Consider the following 20,629-nt stretch of genomic DNA (forward strand, 5'->3'; position numbering starts at 1 on the left):
CAAGGGCCGGTGCGGTGGCATTTTCGGGCTCCGTCACGGACCCTGTGACATACGTCCTCTCCTCGAACAGTGCTCGGGATGAGACACTATGCACAGGGCTACATAAGTAGCCGTTACCCGGCGGTTTCAATGCCGTAATCGCGGGGCATGAGCCGTAGGCGCTGCGGGCAACGAAGCCCGCTCCTGCGATGGTCCTCCGAATCCCGATCTGTCCGGTCCTTCGGCTGTGACCCACCCTTCACCGCTTGGCGCGGTGTCCGCATGCTGGAATGAGTTATCCGCTTTCCGAGAAGCACTCCATCATGTAACCTGCACGAAATTTCGCGGAGGGCCAACGTCGTCCCTCGGCACTGCACATGCCACGACGACGACGGGAGAGCCGATGCGTTCCGACGCCTGGTCGCCCATGGACGGTCGCCCCGCCCCCCAGGGGATGTACGACCCCCGTAACGAACACGACGCCTGCGGTGTCGGGTTCGTGGCCACCCTCACCGGTGTAGCCAGCCATGAGCTGGTCGAGCAGGCGCTGACCGTACTGCGGAACCTCGAGCACCGCGGCGCCACCGGATCCGAGCCGGACTCCGGCGACGGCGCCGGCATCCTGATGCAGGTACCGGACGCCTTCCTGCGCGAGGTCGCCGGATTCGACCTCCCCGAGGCCGGCTCCTACGCCGTCGGCATCGCCTTCCTTCCCGCCGACGGCTCCGCACAGGCCGTCTCGCGGATCGAGACGATCGCCGCCGAAGAGGGCCTGAACGTCCTCGGCTGGCGTGAGGTCCCCGTCACGCCCGACCTCCTCGGCAACGGCGCCCGCGCCACCATGCCCGCCTTCCGCCAGCTCTTCGTCGCCGACGGCGCCAGCAGCGGCATCGCGCTGGACCGCAAGGCCTTCGTCCTGCGCAAGCGCTCGGAGCGCGAGGCCGGGGTGTACTTCCCCTCCCTCTCCGCCCGCACGATCGTCTACAAGGGCATGCTGACCACCGGCCAGCTGGAGCCCTTCTTCCCGGACCTGTCCGACCGGCGCTGCGCCACCGCCGTCGCGCTCGTCCACTCCCGGTTCTCCACGAACACCTTCCCGAGCTGGCCGCTGGCCCACCCGTACCGCTTCGTCGCGCACAACGGCGAGATCAACACGGTCAAGGGCAACCGCAACTGGATGCGCGCCCGTGAGTCCCAGCTCGCGACCGGACTGTTCGGCGACGGCGCCCTGGACCGGATCTTCCCGGTCTGCACCCCCGACGCCTCCGACTCCGCCTCGTTCGACGAGGTCCTGGAGCTGCTCCACCTCGGCGGGCGCTCGCTGCCGCACTCCGTGCTGATGATGGTCCCCGAGGCGTGGGAGAACCACGACTCCATGGACCCGGCCCGGCGCGCCTTCTACCAGTACCACTCCACGATGATGGAGCCCTGGGACGGCCCGGCCTGTGTCACCTTCACCGACGGCACGCAGGTGGGCGCCGTGCTGGACCGCAACGGTCTGCGCCCCGGCCGCTACTGGGTCACCGACGACGGTCTCGTGGTCCTGTCGTCCGAGGTGGGCGTGCTGGACATCGACCCCGCGAAGGTCGTCCGCAAGGGCCGCCTGCAGCCCGGCAAGATGTTCCTCGTCGACACCGCCGAGCACCGCATCATCGAGGACGACGAGATCAAGTCCGCCCTCGCCGCCCAGGCCCCCTACGCCGAGTGGCTCGAGGCCGGCGAGATCGAGCTCGAGGACCTCCCCGAGCGCGAGCACATCGTCCACACCCATGCCTCGGTCACCCGCCGCCAGCAGACCTTCGGCTACACCGAGGAGGAGCTGCGCGTCCTTCTCGCCCCGATGGCCCGCTCCGGCGCCGAGCCGATCGGCTCCATGGGCACCGACTCGCCGATCGCGGCCCTCTCCGAGCGCCCGCGGCTGCTGTTCGACTACTTCACCCAGCTGTTCGCGCAGGTCACCAACCCGCCGCTGGACGCCATCCGCGAGGAGCTTGTCACCTCGCTGTACTCCTCGCTCGGCCCCCAGGGCAACCTGCTGGAGCCGACCGCCGCGTCCTGTCGCAGCGTCACCCTGCCCTTCCCGGTGATCGACAACGACGAGCTGGCCAAGCTCATCCACATCAACGCCGACGGCGACATGCCGGGCATGACTGCCGCCACGCTCGCCGGCCTCTACCGGGTCTCCGGCGGCGGCGACGCGCTGGCCGCCCGGATCGAGGAGATCTGCGCCGAGGCTGACGCCGCCATCGAGAACGGCGCGCGCCTGATCGTGCTCTCCGACCGGCACTCGGACGCCGAGCACGCGCCGATCCCGTCGCTGCTGCTCACCTCCGCCGTGCACCACCACCTCATCCGCACCAAGCAGCGCACCCAGGTGGGCCTGCTGGTCGAGGCCGGTGACGTCCGCGAGGTGCACCACGTCGCGCTGCTCATCGGCTACGGCGCCGCCGCGGTCAACCCGTACCTGGCCATGGAGTCCGTCGAGGACCTGCTGCGCGCCGGTACGTTCATCGAGGGCATCGAGCCCGAGAAGGCCATCCGCAACCTGATCTACGCCCTCGGCAAGGGCGTCCTCAAGGTCATGTCCAAGATGGGCATCTCCACGGTCGCCTCCTACCGCGGCGCGCAGGTCTTCGAGGCCGTCGGCCTGGACGAGGCGTTCGTCGAGAAGTACTTCAACGGCACCGCCACCAAGATCGGCGGCGCCGGTCTCGACGTCGTCGCCAAGGAGGTCGCCGCCCGCCACGCCAAGGCGTACCCGGCCTCCGGCGTCCCCTCCGCGCACCGCGCGCTGGAGATCGGCGGCGAGTACCAGTGGCGCCGCGAGGGCGAGCCGCACCTGTTCGACCCCGAGACGGTCTTCCGCCTGCAGCACGCCACGCGCAACAAGCGGTACGACATCTTCAAGAAGTACACGGACCGCGTGAACGAGCAGTCCGAGCGGCTCATGACGCTGCGCGGCCTGTTCGGCTTCAAGAGCGACCGCGAGCCGATCTCCGTCGACGAGGTCGAGCCGGTCAGCGAGATCGTCAAGCGCTTCTCCACCGGCGCCATGTCGTACGGCTCCATCTCCAAGGAGGCGCACGAGACCCTCGCCATCGCCATGAACCAGCTGGGCGGCAAGTCCAACACCGGTGAGGGCGGCGAGGACCCGGAGCGCCTGTACGACCCCGAGCGCCGCTCGTCCATCAAGCAGGTCGCCTCCGGCCGCTTCGGTGTCACCAGCGAGTACCTGGTCAACGCGGACGACATCCAGATCAAGATGGCCCAGGGCGCCAAGCCCGGCGAGGGCGGCCAGCTGCCCGGCCACAAGGTCTACCCGTGGGTCGCCAAGACCCGGCACTCCACCCCGGGCGTCGGTCTGATCTCGCCGCCGCCGCACCACGACATCTACTCCATCGAGGATCTGGCCCAGCTGATCCACGACCTCAAGAACGCCAACCCGGCCGCGCGCATCCACGTGAAGCTGGTCTCCGAGGTCGGTGTCGGCACGGTCGCCGCGGGTGTCTCCAAGGCGCACGCGGACGTCGTCCTCATCTCCGGCCACGACGGCGGTACGGGCGCTTCCCCGCTCACCTCGCTGAAGCACGCGGGCGGCCCCTGGGAGCTCGGCCTCGCCGAGACCCAGCAGACGCTGCTGCTCAACGGCCTGCGCGACCGGATCGTCGTGCAGACCGACGGCCAGCTGAAGACCGGCCGCGACGTCGTCATCGCCGCGCTGCTCGGCGCCGAGGAGTTCGGTTTCGCGACCGCGCCCCTCGTCGTCTCCGGCTGCGTCATGATGCGCGTGTGCCACCTGGACACCTGCCCGGTCGGCATCGCCACGCAGAACCCGGTGCTGCGCGAGCGGTTCTCCGGCAAGGCCGAGTTCGTCGTGAACTTCTTCCAGTTCATCGCCGAAGAGGTCCGCGAGATCCTCGCCGAGCTGGGCTTCCGCAGCGTCGAGGAGGCCGTCGGCCACGCCGAACTGCTCGACACCACGCGCGCCGTGAACCACTGGAAGGCGCAGGGCCTCGACCTCGCCCCGCTCTTCCACGTGCCCGAGCTGCCCGAGGGCGCCGTGCGCCACCAGCTGATCGAGCAGGACCACGGCCTGGAGAAGGCCCTGGACAACGAGCTCATCGAGCTGGCCGCCGACGCGCTGAACGCGGCGAGCGCCGAGGACGCCCAGCCGGTGCGCGCGCAGGTCGCGATCCGCAACATCAACCGCACCGTCGGCACCATGCTCGGCCACGAGGTGACGAAGAGGTTCGGCGGCGCTGGTCTGCCCGACGACACCGTCGACATCACGTTCACGGGCTCCGCGGGCCAGTCCTTCGGCGCCTTCGTGCCGCGCGGCATCACGCTGCGCCTGGAGGGCGACGCCAACGACTACGTCGGCAAGGGCCTGTCCGGCGGCCGGATCGTCGTCCGCCCGGACCGCGGCGCCGACCATCTCGCCGAGTACTCGACCATCGCCGGCAACACCATCGCGTACGGCGCGACCAGCGGCGAGCTGTTCCTGCGCGGCCGCACCGGCGAGCGGTTCTGCGTCCGCAACTCGGGCGCGACCGTCGTCTCCGAGGGCGTGGGCGACCACGGCTGCGAGTACATGACCGGCGGCCACGCGGTGGTGCTCGGTGAGACGGGCCGCAACTTCGCGGCCGGTATGTCCGGCGGCATCGCGTACGTGATCGACCTCGACCGGGACAACGTCAACTCCGGGAACCTGGAGGCGATCGAGGCCCTGTCCGACGCCGACAAGCAGTGGCTGCACGACGTCGTGCGCCGCCACCACGAGGAGACGGGCTCGACCGTCGCCGAGAAGCTTCTCGCCGACTGGACCGCGAACGCGGACCGGTTCAGCAAGATCATCCCGACCACGTACAAGGCAGTGCTCGCCGCCAAGGACGCCGCTGAGCTCGCCGGTCTCTCCGAGCAGGAGACCACCGAGAAGATGATGGAGGCGGCGACCAATGGCTGACCCCAAGGGCTTCCTGACCACCGGGCGCGAGGTCGCCAAGACCCGTCCGGTCGAGGAGCGCGTCAAGGACTGGAACGAGGTCTACGTCCCCGGCTCCCTGCTGCCGATCATCAGCAAGCAGGCCGGCCGCTGCATGGACTGCGGCATCCCGTTCTGCCACAACGGCTGTCCGCTCGGGAACCTCATCCCCGAGTGGAACGACTACGCCTACCGCGAGGACTGGTCCGCCGCGTCCGAGCGGCTGCACGCGACCAACAACTTCCCGGAGTTCACCGGTCGTCTGTGCCCCGCTCCCTGCGAGGCGGCGTGCGTGCTGGGCATCAACCAGCCCGCCGTCACCATCAAGAACGTCGAGGTCTCCATCATCGACAAGGCGTGGGACTCCGGTGACGTGACCCCGCAGCCGCCGGAGCGCCTGTCCGGCAAGACCGTTGCGGTCATCGGCTCGGGCCCGGCGGGCCTGGCCGCCGCCCAGCAGCTGACCCGGGCGGGCCACACGGTCGCCGTGTACGAGCGCGCCGACCGCATCGGCGGCCTGCTGCGGTACGGCATCCCCGAGTTCAAGATGGAGAAGGTGCACATCAACCGGCGCATCGAGCAGATGCGCGCGGAGGGCACCAAGTTCCGCACCGAGGTCGAGATCGGCCGTGACATCGACGCCGCGAAGCTGCGGCGGCGGTACGACGCAGTCGTCATCGCGGCCGGTGCGACCGTCTCGCGCGACCTGCCCGTTCCGGGCCGGGAGCTCAAGGGCATCCACTTCGCGATGGAGTACCTGCCGCTCGCCAACAAGGTGCAGGAGGGCGACTTCGTCGCTCCTCCGATCACCGCCGAGGGCAAGCACGTCGTCGTCATCGGCGGCGGCGACACCGGCGCGGACTGCGTCGGCACGGCCCACCGGCAGGGCGCGGCGTCCGTCACGCAGCTGGAGATCATGCCGAAGCCGGGCGAGGAGCGGTCCGCGGGGCAGCCGTGGCCGACCTTCCCCATGCTCTACAAGGTCACCTCGGCGCACGAGGAGGGCGGCGAGCGGGTCTACTCCGTCTCGACCACCCACTTCGAGGGCGACGAGGACGGCAACGTCCAGTTCCTCCACCTCGTCGAGGTCGAGTTCGTCGACGGCAAGCTGGAGCAGAAGCCGGGGACGGAGCGGAAGATCCCCGCGCAGCTGGTCACCCTCGCCATGGGCTTCACCGGCACGGACCGGGCCAACGGTCTGGTCGAGCAGTTCGGCCTGGAGCTCGACGAGCGCGGCAACATCGCGCGCGACGCCGACTTCGCGACGAACGTCGACGGTGTGTTCGTGGCGGGCGACGCGGGCCGCGGCCAGTCGCTGATCGTCTGGGCGATCGCCGAGGGCCGCTCGGCGGCACGCGGAGTGGACCGCTACCTGACGGGGGCGAGCGAGCTGCCCGCCCCGATCCGCCCGACGGACCGAGCGCTGACGGTCTGACGCGGATCCCCTGATCGTCCCGTACAACGGCGTGCGGAACTGATCGCGGCGCCTGCCCCTGTCCCCGACCGGACGGGCAGGCGCCGCGGTGCGTCCGGGCCCGGGGCAGTTGCCCCGGGCCCCCTGCGTCGGGGGCGCTGCCCGCGCGCGCCCCACCAGCCGGGCTCGGCCCGGGCCCCGGTCTCGGCGGGCTGTGCGCGCGGGACGAGAGAGCCGAGCAGGACGACGCGGAGGGCGAGTACAGGACGGGAAGAACGGCGTGGCTCGGTCATGCGCATCACCCTGATCCCTCAACCTTGTTCGACGACAAGGGATGGGGGCGCGGACCCCGGGAAGGTACCCTCGGCACGATCTCCCCGCGCACCTGCGCACTCGCACGGCACGACGAACGGAGCGCCGCATGGCCCTCGCCGGCACCACCCCGGGCCCGGCCATCAGCCTCCGCAAGGTCGAGGAGCGGGCTCCCGCGCTCGTGAGCCTCTACAAGTCCGCCGGCGTCAGTCTCCACAAGCACGGGCTGCACGGGCAGCGCGCCGCCGTCTATCTCGTCCTCGACTACTCCGGCTCCATGAAGGAGTACTACGAGGACGGCAGCGTCCAGGCGCTCGCCGACCGGGTCCTCGGGCTCTCCGCCAACCTCGACGACGACGGCCGCGTCCCCGTCGTGTTCTTCTCCACGGACGTCGACGCCGTCACCGACATCGCCCTCGACCGCCACCACGGCCGGGTCGACGAGATCGTCGCCGGCCTCGGCCACATGGGCAGGACCAGCTACCACCTGGCCATGGACGCCGTGATCGACCACTACATCGACAGCGGGTCCACCGCCCCGGCGCTGGTCGTCTTCCAGACCGACGGCGGCCCGATCAACAAGCTCGCCGCCGAGCGCCACCTGTGCAAGGCGGCACGGCTGCCCCTGTTCTGGCAGTTCATCGGCTTCGGCAACAAGCGCAGTTCGCAGTTCGACTTCCTGCGCAGGCTCGACGAACTCGCCGTCCCCGCCAGGCGTCCCGTCGACAACGCCGGTTTCTTCCACGCCGGATCCGACCCGCGCCAGGTGCCGGACGCCGAGCTGTACGACCGGCTGGTCGGGGAGTTCCCGCAGTGGCTCGCCGCCGCCCGCGCCCAGGGCATCGTCCGGTGACCGTACGGGTCCTGCGTGCCGCGGGCCGCACCGCCGTGCCGTGGAAGAACGGCGGCGGCGTGACCAGGGAGATCGCCGCCTCGCCCGAGGGCGCGCCGATGGACGCCTTCGACTGGCGGATCAGCCTCGCCGACGTCGCGGCGGACGGCCCCTTCTCCGCGTTCCCCGGGGTGGACCGCACCCTCACCGTGGTGGAGGGCCCGGGCATGGACCTCACCGTCGGTGGCGAGAGGCTGCTCGTCGACGAGCGGTTCGTGCCCCGGGACTTCCCCGGCGACCGCGCCACCGAAGGCCGGCTCCTCGGCGGCCCGGTGGTCAACTTCAACGTCATGCACCGCCGCAACCGCGCCGAGCTCGTCACCGCGGTCGTGCGCGGCAGCCTGCCCCTCGTCGTCCCGGACGGCTCGGTCGTCGTGGTCGTGGCCCTGCGGGGGACGACGGTGCTGGAGGCCGGGCGCCCCGCAGCCGGGCGCGTCACGCTCGAACGGTACGACGCGGCCGTGGTGGACGGCCGTTCGGGCGTCCTGCGGACGGACGGCGACGCGGCGGTGGTCACGATCCGCGTCCCGGCCGCCTGAGCCCCCACCGGGGGGACCGCTGCCCGTCCGGCGTCCCGGGCCGCCGGGCCGAAGGGGCTCCGTACGGATGATGCAGCCAAAACCCGACAGAAGATGTCCGGTTTCCCTGATGGGATGAGGTCATGACCTTCGCCCCCTGGTCCGCCTTCCGGACCGCCGAGCCCGCCTTCGCCGAGACCGTCCAGCACCGCTTCGAGCGCTACAGGCACCATGTGCTCGCCACCCTGCGCAAGGACGGATCGCCCCGCTTGACCGGCCTGGAGGTGGACTTCCGCTTCGGTGAGCTGTGGCTCGGCATGATGCCCTACTCCCGCAAGGCGCAGGATCTCCAGCGCGATCCGCGCTTCGCCCTGCACGCCAATCCGGGGGCCGACGACTCCATGGACGGCGGTGACGTGCGCGTCTCCGGGCGGGCGGTCGAGGTGACCGACCCCGAGCAGGTGGCGCGCTTCGCCGCCGAGACCAAGCCTCCCGAGCCCTTCCACCTCTTCCGGGCCGAGCTCGGCGAGGTGGTGCGCACCTGTGTCGAGGGCGACGAACTCGTCGTGCGGACCTGGCGGCCGGGCGCGAGGGTCAGGACGATGCGGCGTCGCTGACCGGCGCGGAGTTCCGGACGATGCGGCGTCGCTGACCGGCGTCTCGGCCGGACAGCACCCGCGCCCGGCACACCGGCGCGCTGCCCCACGCGTCGCAGGTCCGGCTCGTCGGGCGTACCCGACCGGCCAGGTCGTCTCCGTCAGCCGCCGGCATGCGCAACGGACGGACGGGCGGGACGACAATGGACGCGTGCCCCCGACGAAGAAGAACCAGGTGAACCCGGCCCCGCCCGAGCGGCGCGCCGAACTCCTCGCCACGGCGGCCGAGGTGTTCGCCGCACACGGCTACAACGCGACCACCGTCCGCCGCATCGCCGACGAGGCCGGCATGCTCGCCGGCAGCCTCTACTACCACTTCGATTCCAAGGAGTCGATGCTCGACGAGATCCTCTCCACCTTCCTCGACGAGCTGTGGGCCGGATACGACGCCGTGCTCGCCGCCGGCCTCGGACCGCGCGAGACCATCGAGGCGCTCGTCACGGAATCGTTCCGCGAGATCGACCGGCACCGGGCGGCCGTCGCCATCTACCAGAAGGAGTCCCGGCACCTGGCCGCGCAGCCGCGCTTCGGCTATCTCACCGAATCCCAGGCCAAGTTCGAGAAGGCCTGGCTCGGGACGCTGGAGCGCGGGGTCGCCGAGCGCGTCTTCCGCGCCGACCTCGACGTCCGGCTCACCTACCGCTTCGTGCGCGACACCGTGTGGGTCGCCGCGTCCTGGTACCGGCCGGGAGGACTGCACAGCCCCGAGGAGATCGCCCGCCAGTACCTGTCGATGGTGCTGGACGGTATCGCCGTGCGCACCTGACGGAAGCGCGGGGGCCGGGGGGCGGAGCCTTCGGCTAGGTCCCGGCCGCCGGCAGGCCCATCGGGTTCGGGAAGCGCAGCGCACCCGCGCACGCCCGCGACAGCGGCGTCAGCGTCTTCAGCAGCTCATCGGCCGCCCCCGCCCCCACCGCCGCAGCGTCCGTCGCCGTCTCCACCGTGCGGTGGACCTCGCGGCCGGCGTCCGTCGCCGTACCGTCCGGTCCCAACAGCCCGCGGTCGGCCAGGCGTTGGCAGGCCGCCGACCACTGCGCGTCCGACCACCCGCGGTGCGGCTGGAGTTCGGAGCGCGGCAGGTCGATACCCGCCCGCAGCGCCAGGATCTCGCAGCCGTCGAGCCCCGCTGCCACCAGCGCCGCCACATGCCCGTCCCCGCGGTGCTCGCGCAGGAGCGTGGCGCAGTGCCACAGCCGGTCGACCGGGTCGTCGGGCCAGGGCAGACCGGCGTTCGCCGCGGCCAGCGGACGGCCCGCGACGCGGACGTCCCGGGCGTACGGGGGCAGGAGCTCCGCGGCCCGGGCGGTCTCCGTCTCCAGGCCGGCGAGCAGGCGGCGCAGCGCCGCCCGCGCCCCCGAGCGGCGCACGGCGAGCGCGTCCGCGGGGGAGACCAGGTCCCACACGGACGGCAGCGCGCGGGCCACCATCGCGGGGGCGAACGAGAAGAACGCCGCCACCACCGGCCCCGGGCCGACCGGCCCCAGCGGCGCGGCGCGCCCGGCGAAATAGCCGCGCCAGAACCCGCGCAGCCCGGCCTCCTCGAAGGCGGCGTGGGACTCGGGCGCGAAGTAGGTGACGGCGTGGACCGGTTCGATCAGGGACCAGAGCGTACGGGCGGAGTTCTTCGTCGTGTCCATGCCCATGGAGACATTCTGCCCGAGGAATCCCGCCCTTCGCCGCCGATACGTGCTACGGTGAAGGCGTTGCAGTTTTGGTACCCATGAACTTTGTGTGCGCCTGACGGGAATGCTTCGTCAGGCGCATGTTTTGTTTCCGGCACTCTCCGGATGGGGTCAATGCAGCGACAGGGAGTCCACGCAGTGTGGATTCTCGGCTTGCCCCGTTTTAGGAGAATGACATGGCAACTGGCACCGTGAAGTGGTTCAACGCGGAAAAGGGCTTCGGCTTCATCGAGCAGGACGGCGGCGGCGCCGACGTCTTCGCCCACTACTCGAACATCGCCACCTCGGGCTTCCGCGAGCTCCAGGAAGGCCAGAAGGTCACCTTCGACGTCACGCAGGGCCAGAAGGGCCCGCAGGCGGAGAACATCGTCCCGGCCTGATCGCTGGACGTACACCTCGGCCGGGGCCCGCACCGCACGGTGCGGGCCCCGGCTCGTTCTGTCCACAGGGACCAGGAAGGCACTGCCCATGAACCGCTCCGAACGTCCGGTACGCAAGCGACCGGCAGGCACCCGCGCCACCTCGCGTGCCAAGGCCCCGGCGAAGGGCGCCGCGAAGTCCGTCGCCCGCCGGCCGGTCGCGCCGCAGGAATTCACGCTGCCGGAAACCGTCACCCCGGCGCTGCCTGCCGTCCAGGCGTTCGGTGAGCTGGACATGCCGGCCGCCCTGCTCAAGACCCTGGACGCACAGGGCGTCACCGCTCCCTTCCCCATCCAGGCGGCGACCCTGCCGAACTCCCTGGCCGGACGGGACGTCCTCGGCCGCGGCCGCACCGGCTCGGGCAAGACGCTCGCCTTCGGGCTCGCGCTGCTCGCCCGCACCGCGGGCCGGCGCGCCGAACCGAAGGCGCCGCTGGCGCTCGTCCTCGTGCCGACGCGCGAACTGGCGCAGCAGGTCACCGACGCGCTCGCCCCGTACGCGACCTCCGTGCAGCTGCGGCTCGCCACGGTCGTCGGCGGAATGTCGATCAACAAGCAGGCGGGATCGCTGCGGCGCGGCGCCGAGGTGCTCGTGGCGACGCCCGGCCGGCTGATCGACCTCGTCGAACGCGGCGACTGCCGCCTCGACCAGGTGTCCGTCACGGTTCTCGACGAGGCCGACCAGATGGCCGACATGGGCTTCATGCCGCAGGTCACGGCGCTGATGAAGCAGGTCGAGCCGGACGGCCAGCGGATGCTGTTCTCCGCGACGCTGGACAAGAACATCGACCGGCTGGTGCGGCTGTATCTCAGCGACCCCGTCGTGCACTCCGTCGACCCGTCCGCCGGTGCGGTGACGACGATGGAGCACCACGTGCTGCACGTCGCCGACGAGACCGACAAGAAGGCCGTGGCCGTACGCATCGCGGCCCGCGACGGCCGGGTGATCCTCTTCGTCGACACCAAGCGGACCGCCGACCGGTTCGCCAAGCGGCTGCTGGCCAGCGGAGTGCCCGCGGCGGCCCTGCACGGCGGCCGTTCGCAGCCGCAGCGCAACCGCACGCTGGACCAGTTCAAGAACGGTCAGGTCACCGCGCTGGTCGCGACGAACGTGGCGGCCCGGGGCATCCACGTCGACGACCTCGACCTGGTCGTCAACGTGGACCCGCCCGTCGATCACAAGGACTATCTGCACCGCGGCGGTCGCACCGCCCGTGCGGGTGAGTCCGGCAGTGTCGTGACGCTGGTGCTGCCCGAGCAGCGCCGCGAGATGACGCGGCTGATGGCGGACGCGGGCATACAGCCGCGGACGGCCAGGATCAAGTCCAGCGACGAGGAACTGGTGCGCCTCACGGGGGCGCGGGAGCCGTCGGGAGTGCCGGTCACGATCGAGGTCCCGCAGCCGCCCGCGCCGGCCGCGAAGCCGGCGTCGGCGTCCCGCCGACGCCGCGCCACGCCGCGCCACCGCACGGACGCCCCGCGGGCGCCGCGCGACGACTCCCCGACGACGCGGGCCCGCGGCCGCGGACCTGCGCAGGGCGAGACGGGCGGCCGCGGTCGTGCGCGTGCGCAGGGCGAGCCGGGTGGCCGTGGCCATGCGCGTGCGCAGGGCGAGGGACGCGGGCGTGGCCGCGCGCGTCGCGGGGGCGGCGGCGCGGGGGCCTGACGGGCCGTTTCCCACCGCCCTCCCCTACGGCCTGGCGGCCGTGGGAGGGACCCGTCCCGAGCCGGGGCTCCGCCCCGGCTCCTGCACCGCGCTTCGTGCGGCGTCCCCGAATTCCCTGCAGCCTGGCCGCCGTTGAGGGGAACCCCGGACGGGCTGGAACATCCGGCCCCGCCGGCGTGTGAGGCGCGAGGTCCGGGGCGGAGCCCCAACGGGTGCGCAGGCGCGCAGGGAGCACCTCGCGCAGGGGCCGAGCCGGGCCGGTGTACGGGGCGCGGTGATGCTGTGCGGGGTTCGCGGCCGCCCCGCGGACGACGCGTGAAGGCTCGCGGGAGGGTAGCCCGGAGCGGGTTAACTCCCGGGAAATTCACCCTGGTTGTCGTTGACGGGGCCGGGTCTACGCGCATCAATGGTTGCCATGCGAATCCCCCCACGAATAGCCGCGGCCGGCGGTGTCGCCGCCCTCGTCTCGACCCTTCTCCTCGGCGGCCAGGAAGCCACCGCCGCCCCCGCGTCCCCCGCGGCGGTCGGCGAGATCTGCTACTCCGCCCTGCCCTCCCAGGCACACGACACGCTCGATCTGATCGAGCGGGGCGGGCCGTTCCCCTACGAGCAGGACGGCACCGTCTTCCAGAACCGCGAAAGCATCCTGCCGTCGCAGTCGTCCGGCTACTACCACGAGTACACCGTCGTCACGCCGGGTTCCCCCACACGCGGCGCGCGGCGGATCGTCACCGGAGAGGCGGCACAGGAGGACTACTACACCGCCGACCACTACGAGTCCTTCGACCTCGTCGACCACGGCTGCTGACCGCTGAACGGCAGCCCGTCACCGGTATCCTCCGCCCCGTGACGACCACTTACGTGATCGACGGGGCGGAGGTCACCGACCTGGAGAGCTTCTGGACGGTGATCGGCGAAGCCGTGAACGGCCCCGGCGGATACTTCGGCCGCAGCCTGGACGCCCTGGCCGACTGCCTCGGCGGCGGCATGGGCACCCCCGACGACGGCGACTTCGTCGTCGAATGGCACGACCACGAGCTCTCCCGTCGCGCCCTCGGCCGGGAGGAGACCGTACGGCAGCTGGGACTGCGCGCCAGACGTGCGCATCCCGACAACCGCGCCGAGATCCTCGACCGGCTCGCGCGCGCCCGCGCAGGAGCGGGCCCCACCGTCTTCGACTGGATCGTCGCCGTCTTCGAGGAACGCGCACCGGGCAGACTCCGGCTGTTGTGAGCCTGCGCGGGCGTCCGGCCGGCCCTACGGCCGCCGCGGCACCGTCGCCTGCAGGCGCCGCCGCAGCCGGTCGTCCCTGATGTGGCGCACCGCGTCCGTCGCCGTACCGTGCGCGGGACTCTCCGGGTCCCCGTCGGCCAGCAGCCTCACCAGGGCGCCCTCGGCGCGCGGATCCTGACGGATCGCCAGCCCGCGTGCCGCCTCCGCGGCGGTGTCCGGGTCGGGGTCGTCGATCCGGTCCGCCAGTGCCTCGCGGATCTCCGGGGTGTCGGCGTCCAGCTCGGCCAGCGCCGTCGTGGACCAGTCCCTGACCTCACGGGCCGTGTCCCGGCTGAGCGCGGTCAGCGTCGCGACCGCCTCCGCGTGGTCGCCCGGAACCAGTCCGCACAGCGCCAGCGCCACCCGGTGGCGTACCGCCGCGTCCGGGTGCCCGGCGTGCCGCAGGATGTCGTCCAGCGCCGACGGGTCGGCGTGGTGCCCCAGCGCCGTGACCGCAGCCTGGATCAGCTCGGGGTCGCGCGCCTCCCGCGACAGCTCGCGCAGCAGGGGCAACGCCCGCGCCGCGAACGGCCGCGCGATACCGTCCGTGTGCCGGGCGTTCCCGGAGCGGGGCGCGTCGCCGTCCTCCTCCTTCCGCGCGCCGTCGCCGCCGGCTCCGTCCGTACCGGTGTACGCGAACCCCAGCTGGCCCAGCACGTCCGCGGCGAACGCCTGGTGCAGCGGGTCGTCGCTCCCGCACCACGCGGCCGCGGCCTGGAACGTCTCCTCGTCGCCGCGCCGCCACAGCGCCGTCACCGACTCGATCCAGTCGTCCCGGTCCGGGTCGCCCTCGCGCAGGGCCCGTTCGGCGAGACTCGCGTACGGGGTGAGGATGCCGAGTTCCTCCTCCAGGAGGGTGGCGATGGCCCCGTGCCCGGTCTGCTGCTCGTTGCCCGCCGCCGGCCTGCCGTCGCGCAGCACCTCCACCACGACCGTCGCCCCGCCGTCCTCGGCGACGCGCCGCGAGACGGTCTCCGCTCCCGGAGCCTGGGCCAGCAGCCCCTCCCGCAGGTGCTGCTCCACGTCCAGGGTCAGCCACCGGCGGGCCTCCGCCAGCGCCTCGGCCCGCGCGCTCGCGCCGTACCGCAGCAGCGCCCGCACGGTCGACGGCGACCCCCGCCTGGCCGCCACGACCAGTGGCGGCTCACCGCTCGGGCAGGCCAGATCGGGGTCCGCGCCGCGCTCCAGCAGCGCGTCCGCCGTCCCGGCGTGCCCCTGGGCCACCGCCCAGGTCAGCGCCGTGAAGCCGAGCAGTTCCCGCCGGTCCGGCGTGGCGCCCGCGGCGAGCAGGGCCCGCACCACCTCGGTGTGCCCGCCGACCGCCGCCCCGCACAGCGGCAGGTCGTCGCTCTCGGGACCGCTCGCCCGGTCGGGGTCGGCGCCCGCGGCGAGCAGCAGCCGGACGATGCCCGCATCGCCCGCCACGGCCGCCAGGTACAGCGGCGTCTGCCCGTCCTCGTCCACGGTCTCGGCGGGTACGCCCGCACGCAGCAGCCGCACCAGGGCGTCGTCGGCGCCGTCGTACACCGCCGCGAAGAGGGCGCGTGCGTCCGCCGCCCGCTCCGCGTCCGCCGTGCCCCCACCCGTGCGGCCCTCGTCCACGCGACTCTCGTCCATGGCACGACCCTACGGAGGGCGGGTCAGGTGTCGCATTCGAGAATCGTCCGGCACAGGCCGCACCTGGCGCGTACCCGGCCCCGTACGGGCACCCGGATGCGCTGGTGGCACGTGGTGCACGGGAAGGAGACGCGCATCCCTCCGGGGGCCGGCTCGAAGACGTACGCGCCCTCTCCGGCGTGCTGGCGCGAGGGGTCCTCCAGGGCGTGGCGGCGGTCCTTCGCATAGCGGTGGCGGGCGAGGCGGCCGGCCGTGGTGAGCGGCGGGCGGCGGGCGTCGCGCAGGGCCTGTGCGCGTCCGGCGGTGTAGGCGCGGTAGCCCTCGGCGCTGGTGAACCACGGCGAGGGGTCCTCGCCGAAGGCCAGGGCCCGTCCCGCGAGCACGTACCCGAACTCCTCCGGGGTGAGATAGCCGAGCTTCTGGCTGGACACGCCGTCCTCGCGGAACGCGTCCAGCAGCAGCCAGCCCGCGCCGAGGTAGGTGGTCACCGTGTCGGTGAGGATCTCGTTGTCGCGCAGGCCGGGGAACGAGAGTCCGAGCCGGTGCAGCAGCACATGGGTGATCTCGTGGGCGAGGGCGGCGCCGATGTCGCGCCGGTGCGTGCGGAAGCGGTCGTTCAGTTCGATGAAGTACTCGGGCCCGGCGGCCAGTTCGACGCCGGCCGCGTGATGCATCTCGCGGAAGCTCACGATCATGCGGGCGTCGGGGAGCCCCAGGTGCCGCACCAGGGCGCCGGCGACCCGCTGGGCGCCCAGATGCAGGTCTTCCCGGTCGTCGAAGGCCACGTCGGCCGGCAGCACGCTCGAGGCGTAGGAGTGCACGCCCTCGGGTGAGAGCCGGCGGTACAGGGCGGTGACCGCCGACCGCACCGTGTCGAGGTGCGGGAAGCCGTGCACCACCTCGCTGCCGTTCGCCACGTCCCGTACCCCCATGCACGACAGTCGGCCGCCTTCAACTCTACGGCCGGGCCGCGGTCCGCACCCGAGGCCCGGGGACGGATCAATGGCCGGAATGCACGCCTTGTGGGGTCCGCAACCGGGTGCCCATAATCCGGGACACGACTTGTCGGGCGCATGTCATCCCCGCACTGCCGCATGCGCTCGGACCCAGGGCGTACACCCAACCCCCCACGGAAGGCAGTCAGTTGAAGCTTCTGAGCGTGCTCAAGAGATGCGCCGCCGCCGGCGCCGTCATGCTCGCCGCGATCAGCCTCCAGCCCACCTCCGCGTCGGCCGCCACCCCGCCCGTCGTCGGCGGCACCCGTGCCGCGCAGGGCGAGTTCCCGTTCATGGTCCGGCTCTCCATGGGCTGCGGTGGTGCCCTCTACACCAAGGACATCGTCCTGACCGCCGCCCACTGCGTGAGCGGCTCCGGCAACAACACGAGCATCACCGCGACCGCGGGAGCCGTGGACCTGCAGAGCCCCAGCGCCATCAAGGTCCGCTCCACCAAGGTCCTGCGGGCCCCCGGCTACAACGGCTCCGGCAAGGACTGGGCGCTGATCAAGCTCGCCCGGCCGATCGACCTGCCGACCCTGAAGATCGCCGAGACGACGGCGTACAACAGCGGCACGTTCACCGTCGCCGGCTGGGGCGCGGCCCGTGAGGGCGGCCCGCAGCAGCGCTACCTGCTCAAGGCGCAGGTCCCGTTCGTCTCGGACGCCGACTGTGCGCGGGCGTACGACGAACTCATCCCGGGCGAGGAGATCTGCGCCGGCTACAACGAGGGCGGTGTCGACACCTGCCAGGGTGACTCCGGCGGCCCGATGTTCCGCCGGGACAGCGCGGGCGCCTGGATCCAGGTCGGCATCGTGAGCTGGGGCTACGGCTGCGCCAGGGCCGGCTACCCGGGTGTCTACACCGAGGTGTCGACCTTCGCCTCGGCCATCAAGTCCGCGGCCGCCTCGCTGTAGGCGAACCGCACACGGCGCACCGGGAAGGGCGGGCCGGCGGGCCCGCCCTTCTTCGCCTCCGTCCGTTCCTCTTCTCCGGGGCCGTCAGCGCAGCAGAACCCCGCGGCCGGGCGCGCACCCCTCCAGCTCCAGCACCCATACCTCGTTCCCGCCCGCGCGCAGCACCGGACCGGGCACGTACAGCGCCTGCTGCGGACCGTCCGACCGGTAACGGCCGAGGCCGAATCCGTTGACCCACGCGAACCCGCGTGTCCAGCCGGGCAGTTCGAGCCAGGCGTCACCCGGCGACGCCACCTCGGCGACGCCCCGGAACAACCCTCTCGCCCCCTCGCCCGGGGGTGCGTCCCGCCACGGCAGCCGTTCGACCGCGCCCGCCGCCTCGAAGGCGTCCAGGCGCAGACCCCGCGCCCGCACCCCGTGCAGATACTGCCGCTCGTGCAGCACCCCGCCCGTGACCCCCTTCGGCTCGCCGGTCCTGGGCCCGTAGTTCACCCGGCCCCAGGACTCCACCCACAGCTCGACCGCGGCCGGACCGGGCACCGGCTCGGGCAGCGCGGCGTCCTCCCCGTCCAGCACCCCGGCCCGCTCCCCGTCGACGTACGCCACGGCACGGTCCCGCAGGCCCGACACCCGCAGCGGATACGGCCCGCGCGGCCCGGGAACGTCGAACCGGTAGCGCACCAGGCCGCGGTCCACGTCCAGTTCCTCGAACGTCGGCGGCAGCGGGCCCGACCACTCCGGGCCGCCGAGCGCGTCCAGCACGTCATCGGGCGACGCCCACGCGCCGAGGACCGCACGCGCGGGCGCGCCGAGGGAGGCGGGCGGCGGCGGCACGTCCGGCAGCGGACCCTCGTGGTACGCCGCGAGCACCTCGCGGAAGCGCCAGAACTTCTCCGTCGGCCGGCCGGCCTCGTCGACCGGTGCGTCGTAGTCGTACGACGTCACCGTCGGCTGGAGCGCCTCGTCCTGCATCGGTCCCGAACGGTTCGCACCCGCCCAGCCCGCGAAGTTCGTCCCCCCGTGCGCCATGTACACGTTCACCGAAGCGCCGGCCTCCAGGATCTCCCGCAGGGCCCCCGCCGCGTTCTTCGCGTCCCGGACGACATGCTCCTCGCCCCAGTGGTCGAACCAGCCGCACCAGAACTCCATGCACATCAGCGGTCCGCTCGGCCGATGGCGGCGCAGTGCCGCGAACGCCTCGGCCGCCCCCGACCCGAAGTTCACCGTCGCCAGCACCCCCGGCACCGACCCGCCCGTCAGCATGTGGTCCTGCGGTCCGTCGGACGTGAACAGCGGGACCGTCACACCGCAGCCGCGCAGCAGCTCCACCAGGAACCGCAGGTGGTCGACGTCCGAGCCGTAGCTGCCGTACTCGTTCTCGACCTGCACCATCACCACGGGGCCGCCCTCCGGGAGCTGGCGCCGCACCACCTGCGGCAGCAGCCGGGTGAACCAGCGCTCCACGTGACCCTCGTACTCGGCGTCCGACGTGCGCACCCGGCGCCCCAGCCGCCCGGTCAGCCAGTGCGGCAGCCCGCCGTTCTCCCACTCGGCACAGATGTACGGCCCCGGGCGGACGATCGCCCACAGGCCCGCCTCCTGGGCCGCGTCCAGAAACCGGCCGAGCGCCCCCTCGTCCGCGCAGCGGCCCGGCTCCGGTTCGTGCAGGTTCCACGGGACGTAGGTCTCGACGCAGTTGAGGCCCATCGCGCGCAGCATCGCCAGCCGGTGCCCCCACTGCCCCTCGTGCACCCGGAAGTAGTGCAGCGCGCCCGACAGCAGCCGCACCGGCCGTCCGTCCAGCAGGAAGTCGCTGTCACCCACCGTGAACTCGGGCACCGGCCCCCCGTTCGTCCTTCGCTCGTCCATCTCGGAACGATCGCCGTCTGGCGTGCGGCCGGTCCATGGACAAAGATCGGCCTTTCTTGGACTGGGGCCCGAGCGGCGGCCTTCCCGATCGGGTGATCCGGCGGAAGGGTCCTGGGGGAGGGAGCGGAAACGGCATGTACCACACCTGGATGCGCTATTTCACCCCGAGGCCGGTCCATCACCGGCTGGGCCTCGTGTGCCTCGGCGTCGGCCTCCAGCACGGGCAGCTGCCCACCGTGGGCCCGCGCACCCTCGATCACCACGTCGCCGTCGTGATCAGCGCCGGCAGCGGCTGGTACCGCGGCGCCGACGGACGGCGCACCAGCGTCACCGCTCCCGCCCTGATCTGGCTCACGCCCGGGGTCCCGCACCATTACGGGCCCGACCCCGCCGCCGGCTGGGACGAGAGCTTCGTCGACTTCACCGGGCCCGCCACCGCCACCTACACCGAGCTCGGCTACATCGAACCCGACCGGCCCGTCGTACCCCTGGCCGACGCCGCGGGCGCCCGTGCCGCCGTAGGCCGCATCACCCGCGCCGCCCGCCGCGGCAACCCCCTCCTGGAGGTCGAGACCGGCGCGGCCGTCCACGAACTCCTCGTCACCCTGCGCCGCGCCCGCGCCGACACCAACGCCGACGGCGACCCCGTCCTCACCGCGCTCGCCCGCGACGCCTTCCAGCCCCTGTCCGTCGCCGAGCACGCGGCCCGCCACGGCATGACCCCCGCCGAGCTGCGCACCGTCGTCCGCCGCGGCGCCGGATGCAGCCCGAAGGACTACCTCCTCGCCATCCGCCTCGGCCACGCCAAGGAGCTCCTCGCGACCACCGACCTGCCCGTCGCGGCCGTGTCCCGCCGGGTCGGCTACGAGGACCCGGCCTACTTCTCCCGGCTGTTCACCCGCCGGGTCGGCCTCGCACCGATCCGCTTCCGCGAACAGCAGCGACGCAACGTCCCCGGCGGCTGGAGCAACCGCGCCCCGGACCCTGAACACCCCCCGACCATCGTCGGCACCTGGACGTAAGCTCCATGACCATGACCACGAAGGACATCGACGAGAACGTGCGCGCCGAACTGACCCGCCTGCGCGAGAGCATCGACAACATCGACGCGGCGGTCGTGCACATGCTCGCCGAACGCTTCAAGTGCACCCAGCAGGTCGGCCACCTCAAGGCCGAGCACCATCTGCCGCCCGCCGATCCGGCCCGCGAGGCCCGCCAGATCGAGCGGCTGCGCCAGCTCGCGGAGAGCGCGAAGCTGGACCCCGCGTTCGCCGAGAAACTGCTGAATTTCATCATCGCCGAGGTGATCCGTCACCACGAGACCATCGCGGGCGGGCCCCCGCCGGCGCAGGAGGAGTAGGGCCGGGGCCCGCACCCGGGCGCGCGGTGTTCCGTGCACGGGGCGCACAGTGTGCGCTGACAGCGGAACACGTCCCCCTG

The 20,629-nt window shown here is 72.4% G+C and carries 17 protein-coding genes; 13 read left to right on the top strand and 4 right to left on the bottom strand.

Going from position 1 to position 20,629, the window contains the following annotated elements; translation table 11 throughout:
- The first annotated feature begins 382 nt into the window (after positions 1–382).
- The 6 genes from gltB to ACWD0A_RS14940 all read left to right on the top strand — a co-directional run bounded on the left by gltB (position 383) and on the right by ACWD0A_RS14940 (position 9,518).
- Positions 383–4,942, top strand: a complete 4,560-nt coding sequence (gltB, locus tag ACWD0A_RS14915; RefSeq protein WP_451298084.1) for a glutamate synthase large subunit — start codon at positions 383–385, stop codon at positions 4,940–4,942.
- Positions 4,935–6,395, top strand: coding sequence for a glutamate synthase subunit beta (locus ACWD0A_RS14920; RefSeq protein ID WP_451298086.1), 1,461 nt, complete (start codon positions 4,935–4,937; stop codon positions 6,393–6,395). Before gltB ends, ACWD0A_RS14920 begins: the two co-directional genes overlap by 8 nt.
- 400 nt (positions 6,396–6,795) lie before the next feature.
- The gene (locus ACWD0A_RS14925) at positions 6,796–7,539 is read left to right on the top strand and encodes a vWA domain-containing protein (protein WP_451298088.1); all 744 of its coding nucleotides are present in this window, start codon (positions 6,796–6,798) and stop codon (positions 7,537–7,539) included.
- Complete coding sequence (locus ACWD0A_RS14930) at positions 7,536–8,117, top strand: HutD/Ves family protein (RefSeq protein WP_451298090.1); 582 nt, start codon at positions 7,536–7,538, stop codon at positions 8,115–8,117. The genes ACWD0A_RS14925 and ACWD0A_RS14930 overlap by 4 nt, the downstream gene beginning before the upstream one ends.
- Before the next feature lie 122 nt (positions 8,118–8,239).
- Complete coding sequence (locus ACWD0A_RS14935; RefSeq protein WP_451298092.1) at positions 8,240–8,713, top strand: pyridoxamine 5'-phosphate oxidase family protein; 474 nt, start codon at positions 8,240–8,242, stop codon at positions 8,711–8,713.
- 190 nt (positions 8,714–8,903) lie between these two features.
- A complete protein-coding gene (locus tag ACWD0A_RS14940) occupies positions 8,904–9,518 on the top strand; it encodes a TetR/AcrR family transcriptional regulator (RefSeq protein ID WP_451298094.1) in 615 nt (204 codons plus the stop codon).
- Positions 9,519–9,552: 34 nt separating this feature from the next.
- On the opposite strand, the gene ACWD0A_RS14945 is transcribed toward ACWD0A_RS14940, so the two are convergent.
- Entirely contained in the window at positions 9,553–10,389 is an 837-nt protein-coding gene (locus ACWD0A_RS14945) for an SCO6745 family protein (protein WP_451298134.1), read from the bottom strand.
- Between the two features lie 221 nt (positions 10,390–10,610).
- Here ACWD0A_RS14945 and ACWD0A_RS14950 point away from each other — a divergent pair, with 221 nt between their 5' ends.
- The 4 genes from ACWD0A_RS14950 to ACWD0A_RS14965 all read left to right on the top strand — a co-directional run bounded on the left by ACWD0A_RS14950 (position 10,611) and on the right by ACWD0A_RS14965 (position 13,752).
- The gene (locus ACWD0A_RS14950) at positions 10,611–10,814 is read left to right on the top strand and encodes a cold-shock protein (RefSeq protein WP_020871138.1); all 204 of its coding nucleotides are present in this window, start codon (positions 10,611–10,613) and stop codon (positions 10,812–10,814) included.
- A gap of 88 nt (positions 10,815–10,902) precedes the next feature.
- A complete protein-coding gene (locus ACWD0A_RS14955; RefSeq protein ID WP_451298096.1) occupies positions 10,903–12,519 on the top strand; it encodes a DEAD/DEAH box helicase in 1,617 nt (538 codons plus the stop codon).
- Between the two features lie 415 nt (positions 12,520–12,934).
- Positions 12,935–13,327, top strand: coding sequence for a ribonuclease domain-containing protein (locus tag ACWD0A_RS14960; RefSeq protein WP_451298098.1), 393 nt, complete (start codon positions 12,935–12,937; stop codon positions 13,325–13,327).
- Positions 13,328–13,365: 38 nt separating this feature from the next.
- Entirely contained in the window at positions 13,366–13,752 is a 387-nt protein-coding gene (locus tag ACWD0A_RS14965) for a barstar family protein (protein ID WP_177148781.1), read from the top strand.
- Between the two features lie 24 nt (positions 13,753–13,776).
- On the opposite strand, the gene ACWD0A_RS14970 is transcribed toward ACWD0A_RS14965, so the two are convergent.
- Positions 13,777–15,408: an ankyrin repeat domain-containing protein gene (locus tag ACWD0A_RS14970; RefSeq protein ID WP_451298100.1), complete on the bottom strand. Its 1,632-nt coding sequence runs from the start codon at positions 15,406–15,408 to the stop codon at positions 13,777–13,779.
- A 23-nt stretch (positions 15,409–15,431) separates the two neighbouring features.
- Positions 15,432–16,340: a hypothetical protein gene (locus ACWD0A_RS14975; protein ID WP_451298102.1), complete on the bottom strand. Its 909-nt coding sequence runs from the start codon at positions 16,338–16,340 to the stop codon at positions 15,432–15,434.
- A 260-nt stretch (positions 16,341–16,600) separates the two neighbouring features.
- Here ACWD0A_RS14975 and ACWD0A_RS14980 point away from each other — a divergent pair, with 260 nt between their 5' ends.
- The gene (locus ACWD0A_RS14980) at positions 16,601–17,320 is read left to right on the top strand and encodes a S1 family peptidase (protein ID WP_451298136.1); all 720 of its coding nucleotides are present in this window, start codon (positions 16,601–16,603) and stop codon (positions 17,318–17,320) included.
- An 84-nt stretch (positions 17,321–17,404) separates the two neighbouring features.
- On the opposite strand, the gene ACWD0A_RS14985 is transcribed toward ACWD0A_RS14980, so the two are convergent.
- On the bottom strand, positions 17,405–19,189 hold the full coding sequence (locus ACWD0A_RS14985; protein ID WP_451298104.1) for a glycoside hydrolase family 35 protein: 1,785 nt from the start codon (positions 19,187–19,189) through the stop codon (positions 17,405–17,407).
- 134 nt (positions 19,190–19,323) lie between these two features.
- Between ACWD0A_RS14985 and ACWD0A_RS14990 the strand changes: the two genes are divergently transcribed.
- Entirely contained in the window at positions 19,324–20,211 is an 888-nt protein-coding gene (locus tag ACWD0A_RS14990) for a helix-turn-helix domain-containing protein (RefSeq protein ID WP_451298106.1), read from the top strand.
- A gap of 11 nt (positions 20,212–20,222) precedes the next feature.
- Positions 20,223–20,549 (top strand): chorismate mutase, encoded by a 327-nt coding sequence (locus ACWD0A_RS14995; protein WP_451298108.1) that lies wholly within the window; start codon positions 20,223–20,225, stop codon positions 20,547–20,549.
- Positions 20,550–20,629: the final 80 nt, after the last annotated feature.

It is taken from the genome of Streptomyces sp. NPDC002867 (genome assembly GCF_053591895.1).